Source organism: Paenibacillus barcinonensis (assembly GCF_003217495.1).
Lineage (GTDB): Bacteria > Bacillota > Bacilli > Paenibacillales > Paenibacillaceae > Paenibacillus > Paenibacillus barcinonensis.
The window spans coordinates 39,055-65,558 of sequence record NZ_QJSW01000003.1 but is presented as its reverse complement, the minus strand read 5'-3'; the positions used below and the strand labels follow the sequence as shown (position 1 = coordinate 65,558).

At 49.7% G+C, this 26,504-nt stretch carries 20 protein-coding genes; 11 read left to right on the top strand and 9 right to left on the bottom strand.

Annotated elements, in window-relative coordinates:
• Positions 1-287 precede the first annotated feature (287 nt).
• The 4 genes from DFQ00_RS06140 to argH all read left to right on the top strand — a co-directional run bounded on the left by DFQ00_RS06140 (position 288) and on the right by argH (position 5,540).
• Positions 288-1,541 (top strand): aspartate aminotransferase family protein, encoded by a 1,254-nt coding sequence (locus DFQ00_RS06140; RefSeq protein ID WP_110895525.1) that lies wholly within the window; start codon positions 288-290, stop codon positions 1,539-1,541.
• 176 nt (positions 1,542-1,717) lie between these two features.
• On the top strand, positions 1,718-2,683 hold the full coding sequence (argF, locus tag DFQ00_RS06135; protein WP_110895524.1) for an ornithine carbamoyltransferase: 966 nt from the start codon (positions 1,718-1,720) through the stop codon (positions 2,681-2,683).
• 111 nt (positions 2,684-2,794) lie between these two features.
• Positions 2,795-4,030, top strand: coding sequence for an argininosuccinate synthase (locus DFQ00_RS06130; protein ID WP_110895523.1), 1,236 nt, complete (start codon positions 2,795-2,797; stop codon positions 4,028-4,030).
• A gap of 106 nt (positions 4,031-4,136) precedes the next feature.
• A complete protein-coding gene (gene argH / locus DFQ00_RS06125; RefSeq protein WP_110895522.1) occupies positions 4,137-5,540 on the top strand; it encodes an argininosuccinate lyase in 1,404 nt (467 codons plus the stop codon).
• An 83-nt stretch (positions 5,541-5,623) separates the two neighbouring features.
• Here the strand turns inward: argH and DFQ00_RS06120 are convergent, their stop codons facing one another.
• The 7 genes from DFQ00_RS06120 to allC all read right to left on the bottom strand — a co-directional run bounded on the left by DFQ00_RS06120 (position 5,624) and on the right by allC (position 15,168).
• A complete protein-coding gene (locus DFQ00_RS06120) occupies positions 5,624-6,979 on the bottom strand; it encodes an allantoinase (RefSeq protein WP_110895521.1) in 1,356 nt (451 codons plus the stop codon).
• Between the two features lie 63 nt (positions 6,980-7,042).
• Positions 7,043-8,437 carry an NCS1 family transporter gene (locus DFQ00_RS06115; protein WP_110895520.1) on the bottom strand — a complete coding sequence of 465 codons (1,395 nt, stop codon included), beginning with the start codon at positions 8,435-8,437 and terminating at the stop codon, positions 7,043-7,045.
• 327 nt (positions 8,438-8,764) lie between these two features.
• A complete protein-coding gene (locus DFQ00_RS06110) occupies positions 8,765-9,625 on the bottom strand; it encodes a fumarylacetoacetate hydrolase family protein (RefSeq protein ID WP_110895519.1) in 861 nt (286 codons plus the stop codon).
• Positions 9,622-10,950, bottom strand: a complete 1,329-nt coding sequence (locus tag DFQ00_RS06105; protein ID WP_110895518.1) for an amidase family protein — start codon at positions 10,948-10,950, stop codon at positions 9,622-9,624. Before DFQ00_RS06105 ends, DFQ00_RS06110 begins: the two co-directional genes overlap by 4 nt.
• A complete protein-coding gene (locus tag DFQ00_RS06100; RefSeq protein ID WP_110895517.1) occupies positions 10,947-12,290 on the bottom strand; it encodes a uracil/xanthine transporter in 1,344 nt (447 codons plus the stop codon). The genes DFQ00_RS06105 and DFQ00_RS06100 overlap by 4 nt, the downstream gene beginning before the upstream one ends.
• A gap of 371 nt (positions 12,291-12,661) precedes the next feature.
• The gene (locus DFQ00_RS06095; RefSeq protein WP_110895516.1) at positions 12,662-13,897 is read right to left on the bottom strand and encodes a pyridoxal-phosphate-dependent aminotransferase family protein; all 1,236 of its coding nucleotides are present in this window, start codon (positions 13,895-13,897) and stop codon (positions 12,662-12,664) included.
• Positions 13,898-13,923: 26 nt separating this feature from the next.
• Positions 13,924-15,168: an allantoate deiminase gene (gene allC / locus DFQ00_RS06090; protein WP_110895872.1), complete on the bottom strand. Its 1,245-nt coding sequence runs from the start codon at positions 15,166-15,168 to the stop codon at positions 13,924-13,926.
• A gap of 169 nt (positions 15,169-15,337) precedes the next feature.
• Here allC and DFQ00_RS06085 point away from each other — a divergent pair, with 169 nt between their 5' ends.
• Entirely contained in the window at positions 15,338-16,969 is a 1,632-nt protein-coding gene (locus tag DFQ00_RS06085) for a PucR family transcriptional regulator (protein ID WP_110895515.1), read from the top strand.
• Positions 16,970-17,129: 160 nt separating this feature from the next.
• Here DFQ00_RS06085 and DFQ00_RS06080 read toward each other — a convergent pair whose 3' ends face one another.
• Entirely contained in the window at positions 17,130-17,918 is a 789-nt protein-coding gene (locus tag DFQ00_RS06080; RefSeq protein ID WP_110895514.1) for an alpha/beta hydrolase, read from the bottom strand.
• 161 nt (positions 17,919-18,079) lie between these two features.
• On the opposite strand from DFQ00_RS06080, the gene DFQ00_RS06075 reads away from it, so the two are divergent.
• From DFQ00_RS06075 to DFQ00_RS06065, 3 genes are all read left to right on the top strand, one after another.
• Positions 18,080-18,703, top strand: a complete 624-nt coding sequence (locus DFQ00_RS06075; protein WP_110895512.1) for a YhbD family protein — start codon at positions 18,080-18,082, stop codon at positions 18,701-18,703.
• Between the two features lie 14 nt (positions 18,704-18,717).
• Entirely contained in the window at positions 18,718-19,545 is an 828-nt protein-coding gene (locus DFQ00_RS06070) for a bactofilin family protein (RefSeq protein ID WP_110895510.1), read from the top strand.
• A gap of 137 nt (positions 19,546-19,682) precedes the next feature.
• Positions 19,683-21,251 (top strand): MDR family MFS transporter, encoded by a 1,569-nt coding sequence (locus tag DFQ00_RS06065; RefSeq protein WP_110895508.1) that lies wholly within the window; start codon positions 19,683-19,685, stop codon positions 21,249-21,251.
• Positions 21,252-21,621: 370 nt separating this feature from the next.
• Here the strand turns inward: DFQ00_RS06065 and DFQ00_RS06060 are convergent, their stop codons facing one another.
• The gene (locus tag DFQ00_RS06060; protein ID WP_110895506.1) at positions 21,622-23,055 is read right to left on the bottom strand and encodes a VanW family protein; all 1,434 of its coding nucleotides are present in this window, start codon (positions 23,053-23,055) and stop codon (positions 21,622-21,624) included.
• Between the two features lie 253 nt (positions 23,056-23,308).
• Here DFQ00_RS06060 and ftsE point away from each other — a divergent pair, with 253 nt between their 5' ends.
• The 3 genes from ftsE to DFQ00_RS06045 all read left to right on the top strand — a co-directional run bounded on the left by ftsE (position 23,309) and on the right by DFQ00_RS06045 (position 26,374).
• Positions 23,309-23,995, top strand: a complete 687-nt coding sequence (ftsE, locus tag DFQ00_RS06055; protein ID WP_056693908.1) for a cell division ATP-binding protein FtsE — start codon at positions 23,309-23,311, stop codon at positions 23,993-23,995.
• Positions 23,985-24,902 carry a permease-like cell division protein FtsX gene (gene ftsX, locus DFQ00_RS06050; protein ID WP_110895504.1) on the top strand — a complete coding sequence of 306 codons (918 nt, stop codon included), beginning with the start codon at positions 23,985-23,987 and terminating at the stop codon, positions 24,900-24,902. The genes ftsE and ftsX overlap by 11 nt, the downstream gene beginning before the upstream one ends.
• Positions 24,903-25,096: 194 nt before the next feature.
• Entirely contained in the window at positions 25,097-26,374 is a 1,278-nt protein-coding gene (locus DFQ00_RS06045; RefSeq protein WP_110895502.1) for a murein hydrolase activator EnvC family protein, read from the top strand.
• Positions 26,375-26,504: the final 130 nt, after the last annotated feature.

The window sequence follows — 26,504 nt, the reverse complement described above, 5'->3', positions numbered from 1 at the left end:
AGCGATAGAACACAACGAAGAGGACAGAAATAAACCTGGAAAAGCGAAGCGGTCGCCTGAAAGCTTTCTGCAAGAAAGCTACATCGGAAGCATACGCTTATCACCGGATTTTCCCCTCAAACAAAAGGGAATCAAAAAATCTGGGGATAACAGCGATTGGAAGGTTATTCTGTCATCGGAGTGGTTGGTGCGATAAGAGCTTGAAGATGCTTCTGCAACCGGAGTGGTCCGTGTTATGTTTTTGACTCACCTTATACGTGTACTCATCGACAAGGAGTGATTTGGTCATGGCAAAAGGCAACGAACAGCCAGGTTCTGGCACAGCCGTCGCAGGAGCGGCAGCAACAGGTGCAGCGGCACAGACGGAAAGCTCACTTTTTCAAACGTATGCACGGTATCCGATCAGCTTGGTCAAAGGTAAAGGCAGCTGGTTATGGGATGATCAGGGGAACCGCTATCTCGACTTCATGTGTGGACTCGCTGTAACGAGCCTGGGTCATGCACCAGAGAAAGTAGGCGCGAAGCTGAAAGCTCAGATTGATGAGCTGTGGCATGTATCCAACCTGTTCCAGATTCCGGGTCAGGAAAAGGCAGCAGCTTTGCTAACTGCCAACACCTGTGCGGACGCCGTCTTTTTCTGCAACAGCGGTGCTGAAGCGAACGAAGCAGCGATCAAGGTGGCTCGTCGTTATCAACAGAAGGTAAAGGGCTTGGATCGGTATGAGGTCATTACCTTTGCCCAATCCTTCCACGGACGGACACTGGCAACGTTGACTGCGACTGGACAGGATAAGGTAAAAGAAGGATTTTTGCCGCTTCCAGCCGGATTTGTTACCGTGCCTTTGCATGATATTGCTGCGCTCGAAGCGGCGATTGGACCGAAGACTGCGGCGATTATGCTGGAGATGGTTCAGGCCGAGGGCGGTGTGTATCCGGTAGAGCCGGAATTTGTGAAGCATGTGCGCCAATTGTGTGATGAGCATGGCTTGCTGATGATCGTGGACGAAGTGCAAACAGGCATGGGGCGTACAGGCAAGCTGTTTGCTCACGAGCATTACGGTGTTGAACCGGATGTGTTCACTGTAGCCAAGGGCATTGGTAGTGGATTCCCTGTTGGCGCTATGCTGGGTAAAGGATTCCTGCGGGATGCATTTACACCAGGCAGTCATGCAACGACCTTTGGCGGTACACCACTGGCTTCCTCTGTCGTTATTGCCACGATTGAGACGATGCTGGAAGATCGTCTGCCAGAGCGTGCAGCCGAGATGGGAGACTATCTGATGACGTCTTTACGCAATCGTCTGGCGGGTAACTCGTTTGTGAAAGAAGTGCGTGGTATGGGGCTGCTGGTAGGTATTGAGTGCGTCGAGCCAATCGGAGATATTGTGCTGGCAGGACAGAAACGCGGCATTTTGTTTGTTTCCGCAGGTCCGAATGTGATTCGTTTGCTTCCTAACCTCTATGTAAGTAAAGAAGAGATTAACGAAGCGGTATCACTGGTGGCGGCATTGATCGAAGAGCATGTTGCGGCGAAAGCCTGATTTTATTAAAAATGAATGACTGAACCGGGGCCATTATGGCCCCCGGCGCAGATTAAAGTGAAAGAATCCCTGTAGCCGCGTGGCGATCAGGCAGCGGAAGTCATGGTGGTAAGAATGGAAACGAAACTTCTGCCCGTGCGGGTGCAGGGAACCGGAAATGAGGAGGAATACAAGAGATGGCAGTACAGCAAACGGAAAAGGTTCAGAAGATTGACTTGAGAGGCCGGGATTTCATTGAATTCACGGACTATACGGCTGAGGAAATTCGTTACCTGCTTGATCTTGCCATTGAGATCAAGGGCAAGCAAAAAAGCGGCGTTCCGTTTCAACCGCTGAAAGGCAAAACGATTGGACTTATTTTTGAAAAATCATCTACACGTACCCGTGTGTCCTTTGAAGTTGGGATGTTCCAGTTGGGCGGACACGCACTGTTCTTGAGCAAAAACGACATTCAGCTGGGACGTGGTGAAACGACACATGATACAGCGAAAGTGCTGTCCCGTTACCTTGACGGCATTATGATCCGTACATTTGGACATCATAATGTGATTGAGCTGGCGGAGCACGCAGATGTTCCTGTCATTAACGGCTTGAGTGATGCGGCGCATCCATGCCAAGTGCTGGCAGATTTCCAAACGGTGCTGGAGCATAAAGGCAAGCTGGAGGGTCTGAAAATGGCCTACGTCGGTGATGGCAACAACATGGCACACTCCTTGATGCTGGGTGCAGCGAAAATGGGCATGCATGTTGCAGTAGCTACACCGAAAGGGTATGAGCCCGATAGCGCTGTGGTTGAGCAGGCGCGTGCAATCGCACAGGAGAGCGGATCGGAAGTGCTTGTCACATACAGTGCGCAGGATGCCGTGAAGGATGCCGATATCGTATATACCGATGTATGGGCGAGCATGGGCTTTGAAGAAGAGCAGAAGATTCGGGAGCAGGCATTTGCTGCTTATCAGGTTGATGAGGAATTGATGAAGGGTGCCAAGCCGGACTACATGTTCCTGCACTGCCTGCCGGCACACCGCGGCGAAGAAGTGAGCGCAGGTGTGATTGATGGCCCGAACTCCTTGATCTTTGATCAAGCCGAGAACCGCCTGCATGCACAGAAGGCACTGATGGCTGCATTGATGAGCGAATAATCGCAGTTTGCGATAATTGGGTTGATTTTACACGCCAATTTGGCGATGATAGATAAAAATTAATAAAATGGTTTGAATTATCGTAATTGATCTTGGGGAGGACCATATCACATGGCTAAGGAAAAAATTGTACTCGCCTACTCCGGCGGGCTGGACACATCCGTAATTTTGAAATGGCTGAAAGAAACCTACGATGCAGAGATCATCGCTTTTACAGCGGATATCGGTCAGAAGGATGAACTGGATGGCCTGGAGGAAAAAGCACTCGCTACGGGCGCTTCCAAAGTATATATCGACGATCTGCGCGACGAATTCGCAAAGGATTTCATCTACCCGATGTTCCAGGCAGGTGCCCTCTACGAAGGCCAATACCTGCTCGGTACAAGTATCGCGCGTCCGCTGATTGCTAAACGTATGGTGGATATCGCTCGTGCAGAAGGCGCAACAGCTATTGCTCACGGTGCTACGGGGAAAGGGAATGACCAGGTTCGTTTTGAATTGAACGCAGCTGCGCTTACACCAGACATTCAAGTGATTGCGCCTTGGCGTCTGGAAGAGTTCCGCAATCAGTTCCCTGGACGTGCCGAGATGATTGCTTATGCTGAAAAGCTTGGCATCCCGGTTACCGCGTCTGCGGCGAAGCCTTACTCTACAGACCGCAACCTGCTGCATATCAGCTATGAGAGCGGTGTGCTGGAAGATCCTTGGTTCGATCCGAGCGCGGATGAGAACAAAGACATGTTCCTGCTGAGTAGTGCACCTGAGGATGCACCGGATCAACCTGAATATCTCGAGCTGGAGTTTGAACAAGGCAACTGTGTTGCTCTGAACGGTGAACGTTTGAGCCCGCTGCAAGTGATGGAGCAGCTGAATGAACTGGGTGGCAAACACGGCATCGGTCGTGTAGATATGGTGGAGAACCGTTTTGTCGGCATGAAGAGCCGCGGCGTATACGAAACACCAGGTGGAACGATCCTGTTCACAGCACATCGCAAAATGGAATCCATCACGATGGATCGTGAAGTGATGAATCTGCGCGACAGCTTGATCACACGTTACAGCACACTCGTATATAACGGCTTCTGGTTCGCACCGGAACGTCTGGCGCTGCAAGCCTTGGTAACCGAAAGTCAGAAAAACGTAACGGGTACGGTTCGTGTGAAGCTGTACAAAGGCAATGTGATCGGCGCAGGTGTGAAAAGTCCTGTCAGCCTGTACAACCCGGACATTGCAACTATGGAGGCTGATCCATCGGAGGCGTATGATCAAGGTGATGCAACAGGCTTTATCCGTCTGAACGCACTTCGCTTGAAAGTACATTCCGGTGTGGAGCAAAATAAAAAATAATTAACGGCGTGTGTGTCACGCTATATCATAATTACTGACAAGGCGGGCCGTTCTTGCACATTCGGGCAGGGGCGGCTTTGTCCATGAACGAAAGGGGATACTCACTGTGAGCAAGCTGTGGGGAGGACGTTTCACAAAGCAAACCAATCATCTGGTCGAGGAATACACGGCATCAATTAACTTTGACAAAGCGTTGGCAGAGGAAGACATTCAGGGCAGTCTTGCCCATGTGACCATGCTGGGTAAATGCGGTATTTTGCCAGCGGAAGATGTGGAAACGATCAAGGAGGGCCTGATCACTGTTTTGCATAAAATCCGTGCAGGTGAAGTCGAGTTTTCGGTATCGGATGAAGATATTCACATGAACATCGAGAAAAACCTGATTGAAACGATTGGTCCTGTCGGCGGGAAACTGCATACGGGTCGTAGCCGGAACGATCAGGTCGCAACGGATATGCACTTATATCTGCGTGAGCGTGTCGTTGGTTTTGTTGGTATGCTGCATGCATTGCAGGAAGCGCTGATCGGACAAGCCAAGGACAATCTGGATACGATTGTGCCTGGATATACCCATTTGCAACGGGCACAGCCGATTTTGTTTGCACATCACTTGATGGCCTATGTATCCATGTTCCAACGTGACGCTGAGCGTCTGATGGACAGCTACAAACGCATTAACGTGCTGCCGCTGGGTGCAGGTGCGCTTGCGGGTACAACGTTCCCGATTGATCGTCACTTTGTGGCAGAGCAGCTTGGCTTTGACGGTGTGTACGAGAACAGTCTGGATGCGGTAAGTGACCGTGACTTCATCGTGGAGTTTCTGGCAGCCGCTTCGCTGATCATGACTCACTTATCCCGTTTGAGTGAAGAGCTGGTGCTGTGGAGCAGTACAGAGTTTGGTTTTGTTGAACTTGATGATGCGTTCTGCACAGGCAGCAGCATTATGCCGCAGAAGAAAAATCCGGATGTGCCTGAGCTTGTTCGTGGTAAAACAGGACGGGTATACGGCAATCTGATTGGATTGCTGACCGTGCTGAAATCTCTTCCGCTGGCTTACAACAAAGATATGCAGGAAGATAAAGAAGGCATGTTTGATACGGTAGCAACGTTGGAAGGCGCATTGCAACTGTTCGCTCCAATGATCGCTACGATGAAAGTGAACAAGGACCGCATGCGTCAAGCGGTGAATCAGGACTTCTCCAACGCAACGGATATCGCGGACTTCCTCGTAGGCGAAGGTCTACCTTTCCGTCAGGCACATGAGGTTATTGGAAAAACGGTATTGTATTGCATCCAGAACGGCAAATATTTGCTCGATCTGACGATCGATGAATTCAAGCAGTTCTCACCGCTGTTTGATGATCGCATCTATGCTGTGCTGCAACCGGAAGCTGTAGTCAATGCACGTAATGTTTACGGTGGCACGGCTTCAGGTCAGGTGGCAGAGGCTATTGCACGGAGTGAAAAGGTGCTTGGAGCAACGGAGCAGTGGATTGAAAACCGCGGCTAAAGTTGAAAATAAAAGATAAAACAAGAAGCATGTTCGAGAGAGGTATTCTCGGACATGCTTCTTTTGGTATGCTGCATGCAATCTTACGGCTTCTGCCAGCTTCCTTCAGGAGCAGCAGTGAGTACGTTCCCCTCCTGAACAACGACATGTCCGCGGACAATCGTGCCTGCCACGCTAGATGGGAAGGTATGACCCATATAGAGGCTCTGCTTATGCTTGGCATAATAGTTCTCTTCCGTCACGGTAAAGGGCTGATGCAGTTGTACGATGGCAAGGTCTGCATCCATGCCAATAGCAATCTTGCCTTTACGGTCTGCAAGACCAAAGCGTTCTGCCGGATTCGAAGCTGTCCAGGCAGCAACCTTTTCGAGTGGAACGTTGTATGTGAGTGCGAGTTCGAGAGCGGAGAGCAATGTGAACTGTCCGCCGCTTATGCCGCCCCATGCTTGAAAAAGATTATAATCTTTGGGATCTTTCATCTCATACGGGCAAGGGGAATGGTCTGAAGACAGCATATCGAATTGGCCTTCGAGCAGGAGTGAGATCAGCCCTTGCTGTTCATCTGCTTCCCGCAATGGGGGTGCACATTTGGCGATGGTGCCTTTTTCGCGCAGACTGTCATGGTTGAACAGCAGGTAATGCGAGCAAGTTTCAACCGTCACGTTCATGCCGCGTGCCTTGGCAGCTTCGATCCTTGCCACCGCTGCTGCGGAGCTGATGTGTACAAAATGCAGGGCACAGCCTGTAATTTCGGAATAGTAGAGTGCACGCTCAACGGCTTCAACCTCTGCGAGGATGGGCCGTGTCTCCAGATAGTCGTCGGCGCTGACGAGTCCAGCCGCTTCTTTTTCAGCTTTCAGCCAGTTCGTGATCGCCGCGCTTTCTGAATGTAGGGCCAGGATTTTGCCAAGTGCCGCAATCCTTTTCATGCCCGTCAGCAATGTCATATCATCTACCGCTTCGAACTCCTTGTTGCCTGTGGTCGACAGGAAAGCCTTGAATCCGATAACGCCGGATGCTGCGAGTGGCTGAAGATCGTCTTCGTTACCGGGCACGAGTCCGCCCCAAAGACCGAAATCGACGAATGATTTTTCATTGCCAATGCGTGCTTTGTCCAGTAAGGCTTCCTCTGTGACCGTAGAGGGAATTCCGTTGAGCGGCATATCAAAAAAGGTGGTACATCCGCCAGCGGCCATCATTGCCGATCCGGTTGTGAAGCCTTCCCAATGTTCGCGTCCGGGTTCGCTGAAATGCACGTGTACATCAATCATGCCCGGAAGCACATGATGCTCTGTAGCATCCCATTCCTGTTCGGTTTCACCCTCCAGTACGGTAGCTATCGCCGCAATTTTGCCATCCCTCACCCCAATATCTACCTTTGTCACACCTTCCGGCAGTACCACACTGCCGCCGCGTATGATGAGATCATAACGTTCCATATACCTCTCTCCTTCTTCCATCGTTGATGAATTGTATGTCTTGCTGTGCTGATACAGGTCTGTTTACTCGTAGATGGTTCCTTTTTTGAAGGATGAGCCTTTAAAAGCAAACTTGCTTAGCAGCAGATAGGCGATGCCTGCCGTCATAAATCCGATGATCCAGCCAATATCTACGAGCAGGAAGGCGGAGCCGGCTCCAATCACCATGGCTAACAGAGCGCTGGGGTTATACCCTTTGAAGATACCGTTATCCATGTACAACTCCGCTGTATCTACCTTTTGTTTGCGCAAAATGTAGTATTCGACCAGCATGATCGCGACAATCGGGCCGAGGAAGGCGGAGTAGATCAGAATGAATGTGTTCAGGCCTTGAGCCGAGGAATCTTGTACGAGTACCCATGGGAAGGAACAGAGTGCGAGCAGTCCAGTGATGATGACCGCTGCTTTGTATTTCAGCTTGGTAACCAGTGAGATGACATAGGCGGGTGGCACGATGTTAGCCACCATATTGACGGCAACTGCGCCAATGACGATGAAGGCGGATACGAACACGGTGATGTACGGATTGTCTACAATAACAGCGAAAGCTTTGACAGGATTGGATAATCCCGTTGCCGCAGCCATCATCGCTCCAATGGTCAGAACAAAGCCGTACGCGATAACGATAGGCAAGAAGTAGAGCATGCTGCGTTTTTTGTCACTGATGCCACTTCTGAGCTCGCGGGAATAATCACCTGCACTCAGGAAGATCGCCGCATAATTGCCCAGGAACACCATGATAAAAGCGAAGAAGGGAAGTCCCCATGTACCCTTGGCGTTCACCCAGTTCTGGCTGATCGCTGCACTGTGGGAGTTAAGCAGAATGCCGAACACATAGACCAGTGCCAGCATGATTACTACCGAAGCGAGCGTTTCTACCCATTTGATGGCATGGAATCCGTACATGGACAGGACGATTTGAACTGCCTGTAGCAGGATGAAACAGATCGGGATGCTATCGAAGCTGCCACCACTGAACACTTTAATGATTTCATTCAGGGCTGTTGCTCCGACCCAGCTTTGGAAGCCGTACCAGACGATTGCAGGTACACCTCGAAGGAAGGAGGAGATGATGGCTCCTTTGATGCCAAAGGACATACGTAGTTGAACAACATAGGGAATGCCTGTCCGATAACCGAAACGGTCATTAATAGCAAAGATCAAGGAGATGATGCCAATGGCGATCATCGCTGCTACAAACGTCTGGAATACATTCAGTGTGGCAACTCCGGCAACGATCAGGCTTGCCCCGAGCGTCATGTTACCGAGATTCACACCATCCCCGATCCACATGAACATGTAAGGTACAGGCCCAACCGTTCGGTCGCTCTCTCGTTTGGGCTTGAGGGATTCATCCATGCTGATTTCTTCATGCAACTGTACCGGTTCCAGTACTTGTCCTGCTAAATTGGTAGACATATGTTTCCCCACTCCTCTTTAATATGGGGGACTGCAGGACCAGAACGATGTTAGATCAACGAGCTGTACGTACGGTCCTGAAGTCACGCCATGAATGATATCAAAAAAATGTAAGGTATAATAACTTAATTATGTTATATTTCCTTACCTGAACTTCATATATCTTATTTTATCACCTTGTTTGTACAATTCATTGACAAAAACGTAGATTATCATCTAAATTTCTGTTGAATTTGCATGAAAAAATATGACATATGATGTTATTTTAGAGGAGTGAGGGTGTTATATACGTATTTTGATGTAAAAGATCCCTATGAATGTTCGGATTTAGCTCTCGACTACATTGTTTAGCTGCATAAGTCCCGCGATTTCGCAGCCCGTCTTATCGCCTGCTTGAATGGTGACTGAGCCTGGTGTTCCTGTGAGAATGACATCCCCGGCATGCAGTGTCATCACTTCGGATAGGAAAGCAATTAAATAAGCAGGAGAAAAGATCATACTGCTAACGGTGTTGCTGTGAGCAACACGTCCGTTGTGCATTGTCTTGATCTCCAGAGCATCCAGGTTGCTGTATTCGTCAGGCGTGGAGAGGGAGGAGCCAAGACTCAGGAAGGTGTCAAAGCTCTTGGCGCGTTGCATGAATCGCGGGTTGCGTGCGTGGATCTCTTTGGCGGTCATGTCAAGTGACGTTGTAAAACCGGCTACGACGCTCATGGCCTGCTCTTCATTTATATTTTTGCAGGTTTGCCCGATAACCAGCGCGAGCTCTGCTTCGGCTGTAACCTGACCTGCTTTGCTCGGCAATTGGATGGATTCCCCTGGTCCAATCAGGGTCGAATCGGGTTTGATGAAAATTACAGGCTCTTCCTCGGCTGCCTGTCCGGAGATCTCAATAGCCTTTTCTCTGTAGTTCAGGCCAACCCCGATGATTTTTCCCGGCCTGCGAAACAATGCACGATAGGTTGTGTCACTCGCTGCAAGATAAGGCAGGCGGGAAAGGTACGCCTGACCATGACTGTTATACCATTTATGCAGTTCGGTGAACTGATTGTGCTGAAGCAACGCGAGGAGATCAGTATTCCAGTCTGTGCCCGCCTGTTCATTCAGCCAAGTCATCGGAATGACTCCGTGGTTCGTCCAGAAAGCGACCTGCTCCCGGTCCTTATGTTCAATCGTAACCAGCTTCATCTGTGCACCTCTTCTGTAAAATGTTGGACTGCCCACTGCAGTAGTCTCAGGTCTGTATGTTTGCCGCCGATAAAGGATAAGCCAATAGGCAGTCCGTCCGGGCGAATGACGGGCACGGTAATTTGGGGTAGGCCGGAGAGCCCGGCGATACAAGAGAGCTGCATGGTTTTGGCGCGGTAAGCTTCGGCTTCAGGGCCTTTCAGGCCGAGGAAGGGTGCTGGCCCTGGTGCCGTTGGGATCGCGAGTAATCCATGTTCTCCTAGCAGCTCAGCGAGAGTATGTTTGATCCGAGCGCGTAGATTCGCTTCTTCAGTGGTTGCAGACGGCTCCAACTGTTGAGCCCATTCAAAGCGTTCTGCGATACCTGGGCCGAACTTGGGCTGCTCCTTTTTGATCCATTCCCCATGTTCGTGCGCAATTTCGAGCCCTTGAAGCACGCGGAAGGCTGCTGACCACTCTGCCAGGCTCTCGCTGGTTTCGGTTAGCTGTACTGTGGTCGTTTGATCCGGCTGCCAGCCCGGAAGCTGATGCAATCTGGCAAGCAGAAGTGTGTGGTCCGCTGCTTCTGGCAAGCTCCACGCTTCTGCCGCGATAAAATGGTGGGTGAAGGGTGAAGAATCAAGCTCAAACGATTGCTGAGCATCGTCACTTGCATTGGCCTGAGGTGCTGATGCCTCATTAGGAGCGGTTGGCTTTTCTTTTAACAGGACACGACCTGCCTTGAGCAGAATGTTGACATCCCGGCTCATCCAGCCGACGGTATCGAAGCTATGGGCAAGGGGGATGAGTCCTTCAGTGGAAATAGCTCCATGCGTCGGCCGGAAGCCGTACAGACCGCAATAGGAAGAAGGGATGCGCACAGAGCCGCCAGTATCGGTACCGATCGCAAAATCAACCAGCCCTGCTGCTGCCGCAACAGCCGAACCGCTTGATGATCCGCCTGGGATTCGGTCAGGAGCAGTGGGGTTGGTTGGAGTTCCGTAATGGGCGTTTTCGCCATTCAGGCTGTACATCAGTTCGTCTGTGTGTGTTGTGCCCTCAAGCGAGGCGCCGTTTTGCAGTAAAGAGAGTAATGCTGGGGCGGTGGATTCTGCTGGTGAATGTGTACGCAGCCAATCGGGGTTGCCTGCCCCGCTGGTGTGTCCCTTGATGTCGAAGACATCTTTAACTGCAAAAGACAGTCCGCTGAGCGAGCCGGGCTGCGTGGCAGGCACGCAAATTCCCGCATTCACATACGCTCCCCACGGGTCAGAAGGAGGTGTGTCCCCTGTTTTGTTCAAATGCGGCTGTAATTCCTCGGGTTGATTCTCGTCATAAACGCTCATGGTTGTTCTCCTTTCGTATTCATACGGGGACTCAGCCTGCTCCGGGGGGAGCTGGAGAGCACCTGATTTAATAACAAAGCAAGCAAAATGCCTACTAATAGCCCGTTGCCAAGCAGTGGGCGTAACAGAGGAGGCAGTGAAACGAAAACATCAGATGGTAAGCCCATAACGATAATGCCTGTGAATAGAGGTGCGGCTGTCCGATAGAGGTTCGCTGCATTCATATCAATGCGTCCGAAATACTGCAGCGAGGAACCTAGCAGTCGCAGGTAGGTTACGAACAGCACAGCGCTTCCGATACTTAGCGGCAGTGTTGTCAGTACGTTGCTGATGGACGGAACCAGACCGATTGCTGCGAATAGCAGACCGCCAGTGACAAGTGGCATGCGGTCCCGGATGCGCGTCTGCTGGAGAAATCCGATAGATGAGACATAAGGGGCGTAAGGCACCAGCCCCAGAAGACCGGAGATCATCGCAAGTACACCACTTATTGTAAAGGATCGTTTATATTGATTACTAGACGTTTCCCGTTCATATAGCTGATCTGTACCCTTCAGGGCGCCGAACGTATTCGAGGTGTTAATCAGGCCTGTAATGATTGCGATCGTGACTACACCTGCGTTCAGTCCGTCCGAGGGTGCTCCGAGCGGAAACCAGTCTGTCCCCGCAGTGCCAGCGTTTGATGCATCGCTTGTGCTGCCGAAGATCAAGGTGTGTAATACCCATCCTCCCAGAATGCCGATTAACAAGGCATACTGGCCGATGACGGGGCGCGCTTTGACGGAAAGGATAACAACAAAGATAGCTACGGCTGCGGCCAGAAGAAAGATGAGAGGCTGGATCACTTTGTCTTCAGCAGATGAGCCTGACGAAATGCCGAGCATGCCTTCGAGAAAAATGATATTCAGTCGACAGGCGAGCAGGAACATAAATACAGCCATGACGCCGGGTGTAAATAGCTTCGATAATGGCTTGGCCAGACCGCATAAACCGATGAGAATGGTGATCGCACCCGAGATTAATATTCCGACAGCCAGACTGCCTCCCAACTCGGTTAATGATATGCCCAGTGAGGGAGCGGCGGTGGCAAGGCTAAGAATAACACCCCACCATAACCCGGACTGACCTTCCATAACAGCTCTTTTGTGTCCGAAGCCTGCTTGGGCAGCGCAGGCTAAACCTGTGAGCACAAATGAGCATTGGATCAGGAATTGAATTTTGTCTTGGGGCAGTGCAAATGCTGCTCCGACGGTAATGGGGATAACAACTGTATTGGTAAATAAAAAGAAGAGCCATTGCAGTCCGGCCAGTCCAGAGCGCAGCCAGTTGATATGAATCATGTGTCACCTTCCGTTTAACGCCACGTTGATAAATTGCGCGTGTGTAATTACAGGCTGTTAATAAAACTTATAAGAAGCCTGAGTGTCTGAAAAAAACAAATGGGTGTATCCCAAAAAAATATATAGAATGTTTGCGTATCCAAAACGTTAAAGCACTTAATTGACTGTGTCATCAAGGGATAGAATCCATGAATCACATGTAGTTATTGAACCATGGGATGGCTACATGATATAAAAGGATTCCGGTTATTCCCGGAATCCTTCCTGTTGAACGAAAACAAAGGGTTGGCGATACTCTATACGTTGAACCATTCATTTACACGTAAACGTAAAGATTGGCTGGTGTAGCGGTATATAGTTTCTCTTATTTATTATGAGATATCAGAATGTTCGTACACGTCAAGCGCTTCCTGTACCCCGCGCCCGATGACAATCGGAGCGTGATTCCGAATAAGCACTGCTTCCAGTGCGGCGAGCACAAACAGGACGTTTTCCTTTCGACAGCTGTAGCCCATCGTACCAATTCGCCAGATTTGCCCGTGTAATGGACCGAACGAACTGGCGATCTCAATACCGAATTGTTTCAAAAGAGTGGTGCGTACAGCCTCGCCATCAATACCTGCTGGAATCTTGACACAGGTTACGACAGGCAGCTTCCATGTGACATCGTTGAATAACTCCAGCCCCATACCCCGAATGCCGGCCATTAACGCTTGTTCGTGTATTTTGTGACGAGCGAAGCGTGCTTCCAGCCCTTCTTCAAGCAGGATACGCAGACCTTCACGGAGTGCGTACAACATGGAGGTTGCCTCGGTGTGGTGGTTCAAACGGCGCGGTCCCCAGTAGTCCTGTAGCTGACTAAGATCAAAATAATTGCTGCGGATCGGATATGCGACATCTCGGCGATCGCTTTCCAGTGCAACGCCACGTTCGACCTTTTTCCGACTGGTCAGAATGCGTTCCACTCGCTCGTTGTAGGTAATTGGCGCCATGCCGGAAGGTACAGAAATGCATTTTTGGGTACCGCCAATCACTGCATCCAGTTGCCATTCGTCCACTTTGACCGGTGCACCTCCGATCGAGGCGACAGCATCGACTACTGTTAGCACGCCAAGCTCTCGGCAGGCTGGACCGATCAGGTCGAGTGGCTGCATACAGCCTGTTGAGGTTTCGCCATGTACAATTGCCAGTATTTTCGGCTGGACTCGCTTGACTTCGTCGATTACCGCTTGCTGGTCGAATACTTGTCCCCACGGGCATTCCATCAGATGGAGCTCGGCACCTTGTCTCTCGGCAATTTCGGTCAATAGATGTCCGAAGCGTCCGAAAATGGGGACAAGCACTTTGTCGCCAGGCTCAATCAGACTGCATAGTACGGCTTCCAGACCTGAACGTGATGTGCCATCTACGGGAAAGGCCCATTGGTTCGTCGTTTGGAACGTTTGTCGCAGCATATCCATCGTTTCATTCATCATGCGAGTGAATTCTGGATCAAATTGACCCAGAATAGGGGTGCTCATGGCTCGTAGAACTCTAGGGTCCGCTTCAACGGGGCCGGGTGTCATAATTGTTCTCAAAGGTGCGTGAATTTCCCGATACTGTGTCATCTTGTAATCCCCTCCTGATTGTTCGTTCAATATGCCAGCTTATATAACAGGTCGATGAGCAGGAGTACACCGCGCTGCAAATCTTCCGTATGAGTAAATTCAGCGGGGGAATGACTGATTCCGCCCTGGCTTGGTACAAATAGCAGTGCTGTCGGACAATGGGTTCCGAAGATCTGTGAATCATGCCCGGCCCCGCTGGTCATCCGTTTATATGAGATTCGACCACGTTTCAGAATGTCTTCAGCTGCCTTGGTTAACGTGTGATCCATCGCTACTGGTGGTTCATCCATCCATTTATGATACCTTATTTGTGTCCCGTGTTGTGCCGCGATTATCTCGAATTCACTAAAGCATGCCTCGCAGAACTGTTTAATCGTTTCCGCATTGCTGTGGCGTACATCCAGACTGAAGGTAACTTCGCGTGCGATAACGTTCCCTACATTCGGCTTGACCTCCATATGTCCTACGGTAGCTACAAGTCCGCTCTGGTCTGCTGTGGCACGAATCGTCAAAAGGCGTATCATTTCGGCGGCGGTGAACATGGCGTCGCGGCGCCATTTCATAGGTGTTGTTCCCGCGTGATTGCTTTCCCCATACACGGTAATGTTATAGCGGCGCTGCCCGACGATGTGGCTGACAATTCCGATGGATTTCCCTTCACGTTCTAGCACTTCACCTTGCTCGATGTGTAATTCGATGAAGCATTCGAGGTCAGTGCGCTCCGGGCTTGGATGAAGGTCTGATCCAAATCCTGCAGCCTGCATCGCTTGATCCAGAGATATTCCGTTTGCGTCCTTGACGTGATGAACGTTATCTCGATCCTTTACTCCTGTTATATTTCCTGAGCCCCAGTACGTCATGGGGAATCGACTGCCCTCTTCTTCACACAGCGATACAATTTCAATGGGTTTGAGCGGCTGACCGTGATGCGTCAGCAAATATTCCACGGCAAGGAGGGAAGCGATGATTCCGAACGCTCCGTCGTACTTGCCGCCACCGGTTACGGTATCAATATGAGAACCGGTTAATACCACCTTTGCTTCGGGATCTCTCCCGGCAAGCCGCCCAAATAAATTGCCGACATCGTCATAACGTGCCGTAAGTCCAAGGTGTTCTATTTTCGCCTGAACGGCCTTCTGGGCTGCACTCCAAGCCGGGTCATAGAGCAAACGGGTCACACCGCCGCTGTTGTCTGATCCGTACGAGGCCAGCCATTCCACCATGTCCTCGATTTGTGCAGACAAGGCAGATGGTTTTAATTGTTTGATGATCAAATGCAGTTTCCCCCATTCCGGCAGCGCAAGCTTTCCAATTGATGTTATATTAATTAACTTGGCATTGTGTTTAATTAATCGTAAAATAAAAAATAATAGAAATCATTCACGAAAATGTAGAAGAATCATTCAATTCGTTGTGCATGTTAACCAAGGAGTGGGGAAGATGAAAATTAATGACCTGCTGAAGCTGCCTATATTTAACGGGACAGTCATTGTGGGGGGAGAGCAGGGTTTAAACAGGGAAGTTCATACAGTAAATATGATGGATGCTCCCGATATCATCCCTTATCTGAAAAGGAGTGAATTGTTAATCACAACCGCTTTTCACTTTAAGGATGATCTGCCCGCTCTGCTTGAGCTGATCCGTGAAATGGGCCGTCAGGAATGCGCGGGGCTTGGTATCAAAAGCAAAAGATTCCTTGGAAGCATCCCTGATTCAGCGGTTCAGCTGGCTGACGAACTGCATCTGCCTCTCCTGGAGCTGCCTGTGGAGCCTTCGCTTGGCGATATTGTCAACAAGGCGCTTAATCATATTCTTGATGTGCAGACAACGCAGCTACACCATGCTATACAGACCCACAGACAGTTCACGCAGCAAATTATGAGCGGTCAGGGTGTTCCCAAGCTGCTGGATCAGCTGTCCGCCTTGCTGAAATTTCCTGTTATTCTGCTTGGTCCTTATTTGCAGCCTGTCTTTGGTCGTCTGTCACCCCGAAATGCTGTGCGGCTTGAGGCTTTGTTATCCGAGGGAGGGCGCTTCTACGTGCCACCGTCCACCTTCTCTGCATTCTCTTGGCTAGGGGGGGAGAGTGAGACGATGACCCTGTTTCCTGTATACACGCATCGACAATTGCATTACCTCTGTATTGCAGGTTTTGTGCCGCCCTCTGAGCGTTCAAGTATTCTGACTATCGAACAGGCTACTAACGTTATTGCATTTGAACTAATGAAGGATAATGCATTGAAGCAGAATCGTCGTCGCATCCAGAATGAGTTTTTTACAAATTTCATTGGCGGGGTATTCTCTAGCAGTGAAGAGATTGCCAGTCGGGGCCGGGAGTTTGGGCTTTCTAATGACCAACGATATATATGTGCAGTAGGCAAGCTGAACAATAAAGATAAGACAACTTCGTTTGTGCAGTACAAGGCGGAGCAGGATCAAATCGCTGAGTATCTTGAAGGAGAAGTGGCTCAGTTTCGTTATCCAATCCAAGTGTATACTCATGATCAATCTTACATTTTACTGATGCGCTTAACCGAGGAGTGGAAGGTAATCCGGCCCTTCTTTATTGAGCTTCTGGAGCGTCTTCAGAGCAGAATTGCAGCATACTACGAATCGGACCTGTCTTTTGGCTTCAGCAGTTACGCACAGCCGCTGCCCCAGATTCCTATGTCTTTTAAAGAAGCGAATGAGGCGCTCTATTTCGGAAGCATTTCAGGCAAAACACGTTTTATAGAACTTTACCAGCCCAAGGAAGTGCCGGAAATTCTGCGCCTGATCCCTCATGAGCATCTGCGGAAATTTTATATGGATACGATGCAGGGCTTTGAAGATGAAACGCTGAAGGATCACCAGATGCTGCTTCATACCCTGTCGGTTTATCTGGAAACACACTGCCATCTTGCCGAGACGGCGAAGCGGTTGTACATTCACCGCAATACGGTCATCTATCGGTTGGAAAAATGTGAGGAGATTATCGGCCGCAGTCTGAAGGACCCGGAGGAAACGCTGCGTCTTCGGATGGCCTTTCGGATTAAAGCTTTGCTGCCGGAAGAAGGGAAAGCGGATTGGTGAACATAGCGGCAATATACAGGTTTGGATAAAAAACAGGCCGGGAAGAGCTGAGCCTCCATGAATGGTCAACGTCAAGTGCGACATGACACTGACCGGGTGGAATGCAGCGGCACTCCAGGCCTGTTTTGTTGAACCCTGCTGCGGGGCCTTGGCGGATTATTTAACCCTGTTTAGGCACCGGCAGCCACTTTAATACATCCTGAATTTTCATATCCCAATATCCCCATTCATGCTCACCCTGCTCCTCCTCATACGTTAACTCAAAATCGGTCTCTGCGCAGGCTTTGCGGAAGGTCTGATTCTCTTCATACAAGAAGTCCTCTGTTCCACAGCATTGATACAGGAGAGGGCGCGGGCCCTGACTCGTTTTACTTTCCTTGAGCAGATGAATCAGATCATTATCCGAACCGGCAAATTCGGGTCCAAAGATACGTAACAGCTCGTCCCGTTGTAAGGCAGAAGGCTCTTCATTGTTCATATGAGGGGCCATATCCAGAGCGCCAGAGAGGCTTGCAGCGGCGGCGTATTGCTCTGGTTTGCGAAGAGCCAGCTTGAATGCTCCATACCCGCCCATCGACAAACCGGCGACATAGTTATCTTCTCTTTGGGGAGACAGCGGGAAGAAAGAGCGGGCAAGTGCAGGCAATTCTTCGCTGATGAAGGTCCAGTATCGACCTCCCTCGGCCATATCGGTATAGAAGCTGCGGTGGACCTGAGGCATAACGACAGCGATGCCAAGAGAGGCGACATATCGTTCGATTGATGTACGGCGCAGCCAGATGGAGTCGTCATCAGACAGACCGTGAAGCAAATACAGAGTCGGGTGAAGACCTGAACCTGTGACATTGTCCAGACCGATCTGATTATGGGTTTGCTGCGGCAGAATCACATGCATGCTAGTGCTTAATCCAAGCGTGTCCGAGTAAAATTCACATTTAATGAGTGCCATTACAAAGTAACCCCTTTCATAATAGAAGGTGAGCCTATAATCAAAGGTTATACCCAAAATACGACGGACGCAATGACAGTTTCGAAAACGGATTCAATAATTTTGTTTTACAACGTAACAATGTTTTGTTACACTATTTTTAATGAATAGGGGGTCCTGATATGACCAATGATTTGATCTCCAAAAAAGAATTGCTTGATCTGACAGGTATTTCATATGGTCAATTGTATCGCTGGAAACGGAAAAACCTTATTCCCGAGGAATGGTTTATTCGGAAGTCTTCGTTTACGGGACAGGAGACATTTTTCCCAAAACAACAGATTTTACAGCGAATTGATAAGATCATTCATATGAAAGACGGGTTATCGCTGGATGAACTGGCGGACGTATTCTCCCCAACACTGGGTGAGATAGAGATGTCCGACCAGCAGCTGCTTGATCGAAACATTGTTTCATTATCTTCACTGGAATTGTTAAACGAATCTGGACGCCAGCAGTCATTATATGGTCTGGAACAGATTATGATGCTCTATGTGCTGGAGAAGCTGCTGCTGGGCGGAGACATTACCCAGCAGGAAGGCATGCTACTGATTGATGTGATGTCTGAACATTACTATCGCTTCCGTGACCGGGCGAGCGAGCTGCTGCTGATTCGCAAGATGGGCATACCTTCCTTCATGCTGGTGGGTGCGGGAGCAGAGCTTTATTTTGACCAAGGCGTGAAGGTGGTACTTCGCATTCCACTGGCAGCCTTTATGGAAGAGCTGAAACTTAAATTGGGCTGAGGGGGAGTATACGAATGGAAGAACGTCATTTGAGAAATGATCTGAATGTTACAGGGTCACGCAAAACGGCAGGTGGTAGTTACCACCGGGTTAATATCGACGGGATGGCGAAACTGGATGGAGATCTGGATTGCTTTTCCCTGAGCGTTAATGGCACTCTGAAAATCTATGGCTCCTTAATCTCGGAAAGCACAACGGTGAACGGAATGGCCAAGGTGGAGGGAGCAATGCGCACCCAGTCCCTTGATGTCAACGGAACGCTCGGGGTGCATGGAGCTACCCACGCTGAAAGCACTAACGTTAACGGCATGTGTACAATTAACGGTCCGCTGGTCAGCTCCAGGGTTCGTATTGATGGCATGACCACGGTTAATGGAGATCTGTCTACGCCAGAATTAACGGTGAACGGAAAGTGTAATGTGCGTGGCACAGTAGATGGCGAGCGCATCGACATTGGCGGTATGGCAACCATTGATGGAGATGTTCAAGGTGAGGTAATCAGCGTTCAAGGCAATATCAAGGTAGGTGGACTGCTTAATGCAGATAGTGTGCTTATCCGGTTATACACGTCGTCTTCCGCAAGAGAAGTAGGCGGGGAGCGTATTGATATTCGGCGCAAAGAACGGAGCGGCTTCTGGAAAGCACTTGGTTTAGGAGGCGCTCCTTCCTTCCGGGCACAGCTCATCGAAGGGGATGAAATTGTGCTTGAAGACACCGAAGCAGATATAGTTCGGGGGACGAGGGTTCATATCGGTCGTGGCTGCAACATCCGTCATGTGGAGTATTCTGGTGAGCTTTCGGTTGATCCGGAGGCGAAGGTAGGCCACAGTCAGCTCATCTAGAGGTGAAACTGCTGCTGCATGTTAATAGAAGGTTTTGCCACAAAAGCAATCGGTCCTTGGACTGATTGCTTGTTGCTGCTTTTCGGATATACTAATGCAGTCATATGAATAGAACGGGAATGGAGAGATTAACAACAATGGCTGCACGCAACAATAAAATTGGATTTGTGCTGGCGGGACTACTGCTTAGCATATTAATGGCCTCTATGGATAATACCATTGTGGCTACGGCAATGGGGGATATCGTAGGCAAGCTTGGCGGACTCGACAAGTTCGTATGGGTAACCTCTGCTTATATGGTGGCGGAGATGGCAGGTATGCCGATCTTCGGCAAGCTGTCCGATATGTATGGACGCAAGAAGTTTTTTGTATTCGGAATTATCGTGTTTATGCTGGGTTCTGCATTATGCGGAACGGCAACGTCGATTATAGAATTGACAGTGTACAGAGCGATTCAAGGGATTGGTGCAGGAGCGCTGGTGCCTATTGCATTTACGATTATGTTTGACGTGGTTGCACCTGAAGCACGTGGGAAGCTGGGGGGATTGTTTGGAGCCGTGTTTGGGCTTTCCAGTGTATTTGGTCCACTGTTAGGTGCGTATATTACAGAGTATGCAACATGGGAATGGGTCTTCTACATTAACCTGCCACTTGGCTTGATTGCCTTCCTGTTTATCGCCTTCTTCTACAAGGAATCTCACCAGCATCAGTCGCAGCAGATTGACTGGCTGGGGGCTGTTACATTGATCGGTGCAGTGGTCTGCCTGATCTTCGGACTGGAGCTGGGTGGCAAAACCTATGCTTGGGACTCGGCGCAGATTCTGGGGTTATTTGCCGGATTCGTCGTGCTTGCACTGCTCTTCCTGTATGCTGAGAGCAAGGCCAAGGAGCCAATTATTTCATTCAGCATGTTCCGCAAGCGGGTGTATTGGTCAAGCAATGTCATTGCGATGTTCAGCGGCGCAGCGTTTATTACGGCATCGGTGTATATCCCGATCTTCATCCAGGGTGTGCTTGGGGGGAAGGCAACCAATTCCGGTCTTGTCCTGCTGCCGATGATGCTGGGCTCTGTCGTGACAGCCTCCTTGGGTGGTGTGCTCATGACCAAAACAAAGTATCGCAACATTATGATTCCTACACTGGCACTGCTAGTTGTCGGTCTGGGGCTGCTGACTACGCTGGATCAGGACTCATCCTTATGGACGATTCGGGTATACATGGTTATGATTGGTCTGGGTGTCGGTTCATCATTCTCGGTGCTGAGCAATGCAGCGATGAATGCATTTGAGCCACGCAGAAGAGGAGCAGCCAGCTCCACGCTGAACTTCCTGCGTTCACTCGGTATGACGATGGGCATTACGATTTTTGGAATCGTGCAGAGCCAGGTGTTCACGCGTAAAATGACGGACAGCATGGCTGGCGCTGCCGGAGAAGCTGGCGCATCTGCTGGAGCACCTGCGGGTGCGGGCGGTCTGCCTGCCGGAATGGATCTGACGGACCCGCATGCGCTGTTATCGCCAGAACTAAGACAGCATATTCCGTCTCAGGTGCTGGATGCCATCACCCATGCGCTGTCCTCCTCCATTGTGCAACTGTTCGCCTGGGCGGTCATTCCTGCGGCACTAGCGTTGATCGCTTCCTTCTTCATGGGCAACGAAAAGATGGTTGTGGGAGAAGAGCAGCATGAATACACGGGTGGGCACTAAGCGACAAGCTAGCAAAGTTAATGTCCAGCCGCTTTACTTCAACCAATGAACCAGTATTAGTCTTGGTTATAACACGATGTGATTTAAGTGAACACAAGGCTATGATAAAGATGTTTTAAATAATTCGTGAAATTAAGACACATGCCTCATATCCCGTAAAAGTGGGTGAGGCATGTGTCTTTTTACTTTTTACAGATCATTCGTTGGGGGTTTGAGGCTTACATCGGAAGCATAAGCTTCGCCTTTATGCCCGGATGTACCCCTTAGGAAAAGGGAGTTTAATAGTTCCGGGGATAACAGTGATCGAAAGGTTATTCTGTCAGCGGAGTGCCAGGTGTGAATTTCTTTCGTTCTACTTGTCCTCCTAGATCTAAGGCTGGTTCCCCTCACGAATGCCATCCTCCACTACAGAAGGCTGTTTTGGATCAGGCATGCTGATGTGGCCTGAACGTGCGATCAGACGACTTTGAGCCTTGTAGGTATCGCGGGAGATCGTTTTAGACTCCACGACCTTTCCAGCCACCTTCTTGGTGCGTACCGTCTCGACGATATAACCGGGCTGTCCATTTTGAAGCACTTGCTGGGCACCCTCGGGGAGTACGTTGCTGGATACATATTTTACGGGCACACTCAGCGTTTCAATGGTACGGGACTCCAGCGCATAGCTGACATTCTCGGGAAATGTGCCAAAAAATTTCACAACCATACGCCCGCCCTGTACCTTCGCATGAATCAATAATGATTTTTCAGTGTTGTTTTTGAAACGAAAATTAATTGCTCCCGACGCAAAGGTGGCATCCAGTCCCTTAGGGATATATTTAACCGGAAGTGAATGGTTGCGTCTCTCCACAATATCCAGACCTGTCAGCAGGGCGGCGTTATATACGGTGCTGGATACCTGACAGATTCCGCCGCCAATTCCCGGTGTCAGTCGGCCATTGACGATGACCGGGGCTTCACGAAAGCCATATTCCTTCTCCGCTTTGCGAATCACCTTTTCATAGTCAAATACACCCCCAGGCGGCAAAATCATACCGTTAATCGCTTGAGCCGCAGCGCTTACATTATGTATCCGGCCTTTACTGCTATTGCCCAGACCCGTGGAGAATTGTATGATTTTACGCTCAATGCCCTCGTTCTTTAATGAGTCAATAGTAACCTCAGGCTTCAAGATGTATAGGGGCAAAACGATGTGAACGGGGTCTGGCTTTGCGCCTTCATGTACATCACTCAATTCCCGGTGCAAGTTCATCTGCAAAAGGGTGGAGAGGGTTTTCCAATCTATCCGGTGCACGCTTTTCTCCGGAATGTACTGTACTTTATCATTTGCGGTGATACGGCGCACGGCCTCCGTAGGGGTACCGAAGGTTTCTTTTTCCCAGGCAGGGCTAAGCAGTTGCTTCAGTGTTGGTTCGTTATAGGTCAGCTCCAAAGGGAATGTTTCGGGAAACTGATGCCTTGCGTATGCGCGCTCCCACAGGTTGCCCTCCTCCAGCTCTTTTAAGGCATTTTCGAAGCTGATTGCGTGGTAGCTCACCCCAAGTTCGCCTGCAGTATGTGTCATTGTGATCGGGCTTGGCTCTGCAACTTCGAGGGTAACGGGCCAGCTCTGCAATTGTTGAATACGTGTGTGCAGCTCCTTCAGCACATTCTTGCGTGGCTTGTCATCCATTCCCCAGCCGCCGACCTTCACGCCTTTAGGCAGGTTGGGCTGATGCACGTACATATAGAGCAATCCATAGGACGCGGAGCCGATCAAGAGCAGGGAGAACAGGACGATGACCGTTACATGAAATTTTTTCATAACCGAACGCTCCTTTTGGCTTCTGTTGTTTCGGAATTCGTAACATGTTCTATCTATATGATTCAAGGGAGGAAAACTTTCGGGTACTCAATAGGTAACAAATTTGTTACAATAAACTTCATATGAATCCATGCTTCACCAGCAAAAGAGGGGAACCGTGGATTTTTCCTGATGAAATTCAGGTCTTTTTAAAGGAAATGCCGGGATTGTGTCGAAATCATAATGGCTAACTATGTGAGCAGGAAGTGATGATGTGATAGAAATGCAGGACGTGTGGAAGACCTACGCCAACGGGACCCACGCATTACAAGGGGTGTCGGTGAAGATCGACCGCAATGAATTTGTCTATATCGTTGGTCCATCCGGTGCAGGCAAATCGACATTTATGAAGCTGATGTACAGAGAAGAAGTGCCAACCAAAGGGCAAATATCCATAAACGGATTTAATATTGGCAAGTTAAAACCGCGCAAAATTCCATACGTGCGCCGCAACATCGGCGTAGTGTTCCAGGATTTTCGCTTGTTGCCGAAGATGACCGCTTTTGAGAATGTTGCGTTTGCGATGGAAGTAATTGAAGCGCCCAAGCGGCATATCAAGAAACGGGTCATGGAAGTGCTCGATCTGGTAGGTCTGCGTAGCAAAGCCAATCGTGAGCCTTCTCAGCTCTCCGGCGGGGAGCAGCAGCGGATTGCCATCGCACGTGCGATTGTAAACAACCCTTCGGTCATTATTGCGGACGAGCCTACAGGGAATCTGGACCCGGAGACGTCCTGGGGCATTATGCAGCTGCTGGACGAGATCAATTTCCGGGGAACGACGATTGTCATGGCTACGCACAACAAGGACATCGTTAATACGATGCGTAAACGGGTTATCGCCATTGAACGTGGACAGATTGTACGGGATCAGATGAGAGGGGAGTACGGTTATGAATTTTAGTACTCTCTTGCGACATCTGCGGGAGGGCTTCAAGAACGTATTCCGCAATGGTTGGATGTCTGTGGCATCCGTCATGTCGATCATCGTCTCTCTGTTTATTCTTGGCGTGTTTATGCTGCTGGTGCTCAATGTGAACTCTATGGCGAACCAGGTAGACAGTCAGGTGGAGATCAGCGCGTTTTTGGAGCTGAATGTCGATGAGAACCTGCGTAATACGTTGCAGCAGGAGATCAGCGCGATGCCTGAGGTTAGCGAGATTCGTTTTGTTTCCAAGGAAGAAGGGCTCAAGGAGTTCCGCGAGCGTCTTGGATCAAGCGCAGATAATGTATTAAGTGGCTTCGATGTGGATAACAATCCCTTGCCGGATACAATTGAAGTCAAGGTGATTGAACCGGAAACAGTCAATTTTGTAGCGCAGAAGATTGAAGCGTTGAACGAGAAGCACCCGGAGAAGCCGATTATGAAAGTGAATTATGGTAAGGAAACGGTTGAAGTGCTGTTCAAATTTACGAAGCTTGTGCGGAACATCGGATTTATTTTTGTCGGGGGACTGGGGCTTATGTCCATGTTCCTGATCTCAAATACGATTCGCGTAACGATTCTGGCACGCCGCCGGGAGATTGGCATCATGAAGCTGGTGGGCGCAACCAACACCTTTATCCGCTGGCCTTTCTTTGTGGAAGGGGCACTGATCGGGTTAATCGGTTCCATCATTACAGTGGGTGTTCTCTTCTTCGGATACAGCCGCCTGATGGCAACCGTAGGTCAGGATGTGTTTATGCAGATGCTTAATCTGGTTCCGCTCAGTGAGATTTGGCCGCTGATGGGAACACTTCTGATCGGGCTTGGTGTGTTGGTCGGCATTCTGGGCAGTACACTGTCCATCCGCAAGTCACTTAAAGTGTAAGCTGCATTTTGCATTAATTGTCGAAAAGAATAGCAAAACAGGTTCATTATTGGGCGCTGTTTGACGATATGTATGGAAGACGCAACGCTCAGAACGTTCTTAGGAACATGTAATGAAAGAAAGCAAAGGAACATGCTGTTCACCATCTGTGCAGGTTGCTTTCTTGTGAATTCATAGGATGGGGGATTATCATTTTGAAAAAAACTGCTTCGCTGCTGGCCGTCATGTTACTGGCCGGTATGACGTTTCAACCTTCTGACGGATATGCCAAGAACAGCATCAGCGATATTGATCAGCAGATTCAGCAGCTTGAGAGCAAAGCGGCTTCTGCCAAGCAGGAGCAGAAGAAAGCTGCTGCCAACAAAAAGGAAGCACAGCATTATAAGAATAAAACCAATGCTTATCTGAAGGTCGTGTTGGAGCAGATCAATGTCGTTAGTGATGAGCTGGCGAGTGTATCGTTGCAGATTGAAAATACGGAGGAGGATCTTCGTACAACGAAAAAGGATCTGCAGGCCGCAGAAGACCGAATTGTAGCCAGAGAAAAGCTGCTGGAATCACGTGTGCGCCTGATGTACACAGACGGTGCTGTATCGTACCTGGATGTCCTGTTATCTTCCACCAGCTTCACCGATTTTCTGACTCGAGCTGATTCACTCAAGACGATTGTAGATCAGGATCAGCATCTGCTGGACGAGCATAAAGCAGACAAGCAGCTGGTTGTGGAGAAAAAGGCAGACCTGGATCGGCAGTATGCTGAAGCCAAAAGTCTGTATTCACAGAAGCAGCAGCGGAAGTCGCAGCTGAACGAGAAAGAAAAGGAAAAGCAGGTGCTTCTGGCCTCATATGATGCTAAAATTGAACAATCCGAGGAGTTGACCGCTGAGCAGGAAGCGGTATTAATGCAAATTGCCGGTAAACGCTCAGCTCTCTTACAGGAAAAAAATAAATTGCGCGAGCAGCAGGCGGCAGCGGCGGCCAAAGCCCGTGCTGAAGCTGCGGCAAGAGCCAAAGCAGCAGCAAAGGCTCCAACCCGTATCAGTACAGGTGGCAGTGATGAAACATACTCATCAGGCAGTGGTATCTTTGCAAGACCTGTCTCTGGTGGACGTATATCCTCGCCATTTGGTCCGCGGGTGCACCCGATTACGGGAGAAGTCGGCAAAATGCATAACGGTGTCGATTTCGCAGTTCCAGTAGGCACATCCGTTCATGCAGCTTCTGGCGGTATCGTCATTATGGCAGAGTGGTACAGTGGTTACGGATATACCGTAATTATTGATCATGGCGGTGGCTTGTGGTCGTTGTATGGTCATTTGCGTGAAGGCGGGATCAAAGTCAGCAAGGGAGATACGGTAAATAAAGGTGATCTGATTGCCGAGTCCGGGAACACGGGTAATTCTACAGGTCCTCACTTGCACTTTGAGGTGCGTGATAATGGAACAGCTGTGAATCCGATGAATTATCTGTAGAATGGTCGCATGGAATGACGGTATAACTGATAATTCATCAACGGATGTATGCGGGTTAACTCTTTGATAAATGGGATGAAATATGAAATCCCGAATGGAAAAAACATATTCCGTACAAGCTAGACATATA

Coding starts and splice junctions, on each gene's coding strand:
- DFQ00_RS06080 (WP_110895514.1), bottom strand. CDS start 17,918: ATGGCACTCATTAAATGTGAATTTTACTCGGACACGCTTGGATTAAGC.
- DFQ00_RS06075 (WP_110895512.1), top strand. CDS start 18,080: ATGACCAATGATTTGATCTCCAAAAAAGAATTGCTTGATCTGACAGGT.
- DFQ00_RS06100 (WP_110895517.1), bottom strand. CDS start 12,290: ATGATTCATATCAACTGGCTGCGCTCTGGACTGGCCGGACTGCAATGG.
- DFQ00_RS06060 (WP_110895506.1), bottom strand. CDS start 23,055: ATGAAAAAATTTCATGTAACGGTCATCGTCCTGTTCTCCCTGCTCTTG.
- DFQ00_RS06105 (WP_110895518.1), bottom strand. CDS start 10,950: ATGAGCGTTTATGACGAGAATCAACCCGAGGAATTACAGCCGCATTTG.
- DFQ00_RS06120 (WP_110895521.1), bottom strand. CDS start 6,979: ATGGAACGTTATGATCTCATCATACGCGGCGGCAGTGTGGTACTGCCG.
- DFQ00_RS06085 (WP_110895515.1), top strand. CDS start 15,338: ATGAAAATTAATGACCTGCTGAAGCTGCCTATATTTAACGGGACAGTC.
- DFQ00_RS06115 (WP_110895520.1), bottom strand. CDS start 8,437: ATGTCTACCAATTTAGCAGGACAAGTACTGGAACCGGTACAGTTGCAT.
- DFQ00_RS06140 (WP_110895525.1), top strand. CDS start 288: ATGGCAAAAGGCAACGAACAGCCAGGTTCTGGCACAGCCGTCGCAGGA.
- DFQ00_RS06065 (WP_110895508.1), top strand. CDS start 19,683: ATGGCTGCACGCAACAATAAAATTGGATTTGTGCTGGCGGGACTACTG.
- DFQ00_RS06070 (WP_110895510.1), top strand. CDS start 18,718: ATGGAAGAACGTCATTTGAGAAATGATCTGAATGTTACAGGGTCACGC.
- DFQ00_RS06095 (WP_110895516.1), bottom strand. CDS start 13,897: ATGACACAGTATCGGGAAATTCACGCACCTTTGAGAACAATTATGACA.
- DFQ00_RS06110 (WP_110895519.1), bottom strand. CDS start 9,625: ATGAAGCTGGTTACGATTGAACATAAGGACCGGGAGCAGGTCGCTTTC.
- argF (WP_110895524.1), top strand. CDS start 1,718: ATGGCAGTACAGCAAACGGAAAAGGTTCAGAAGATTGACTTGAGAGGC.
- ftsX (WP_110895504.1), top strand. CDS start 23,985: ATGAATTTTAGTACTCTCTTGCGACATCTGCGGGAGGGCTTCAAGAAC.
- DFQ00_RS06130 (WP_110895523.1), top strand. CDS start 2,795: ATGGCTAAGGAAAAAATTGTACTCGCCTACTCCGGCGGGCTGGACACA.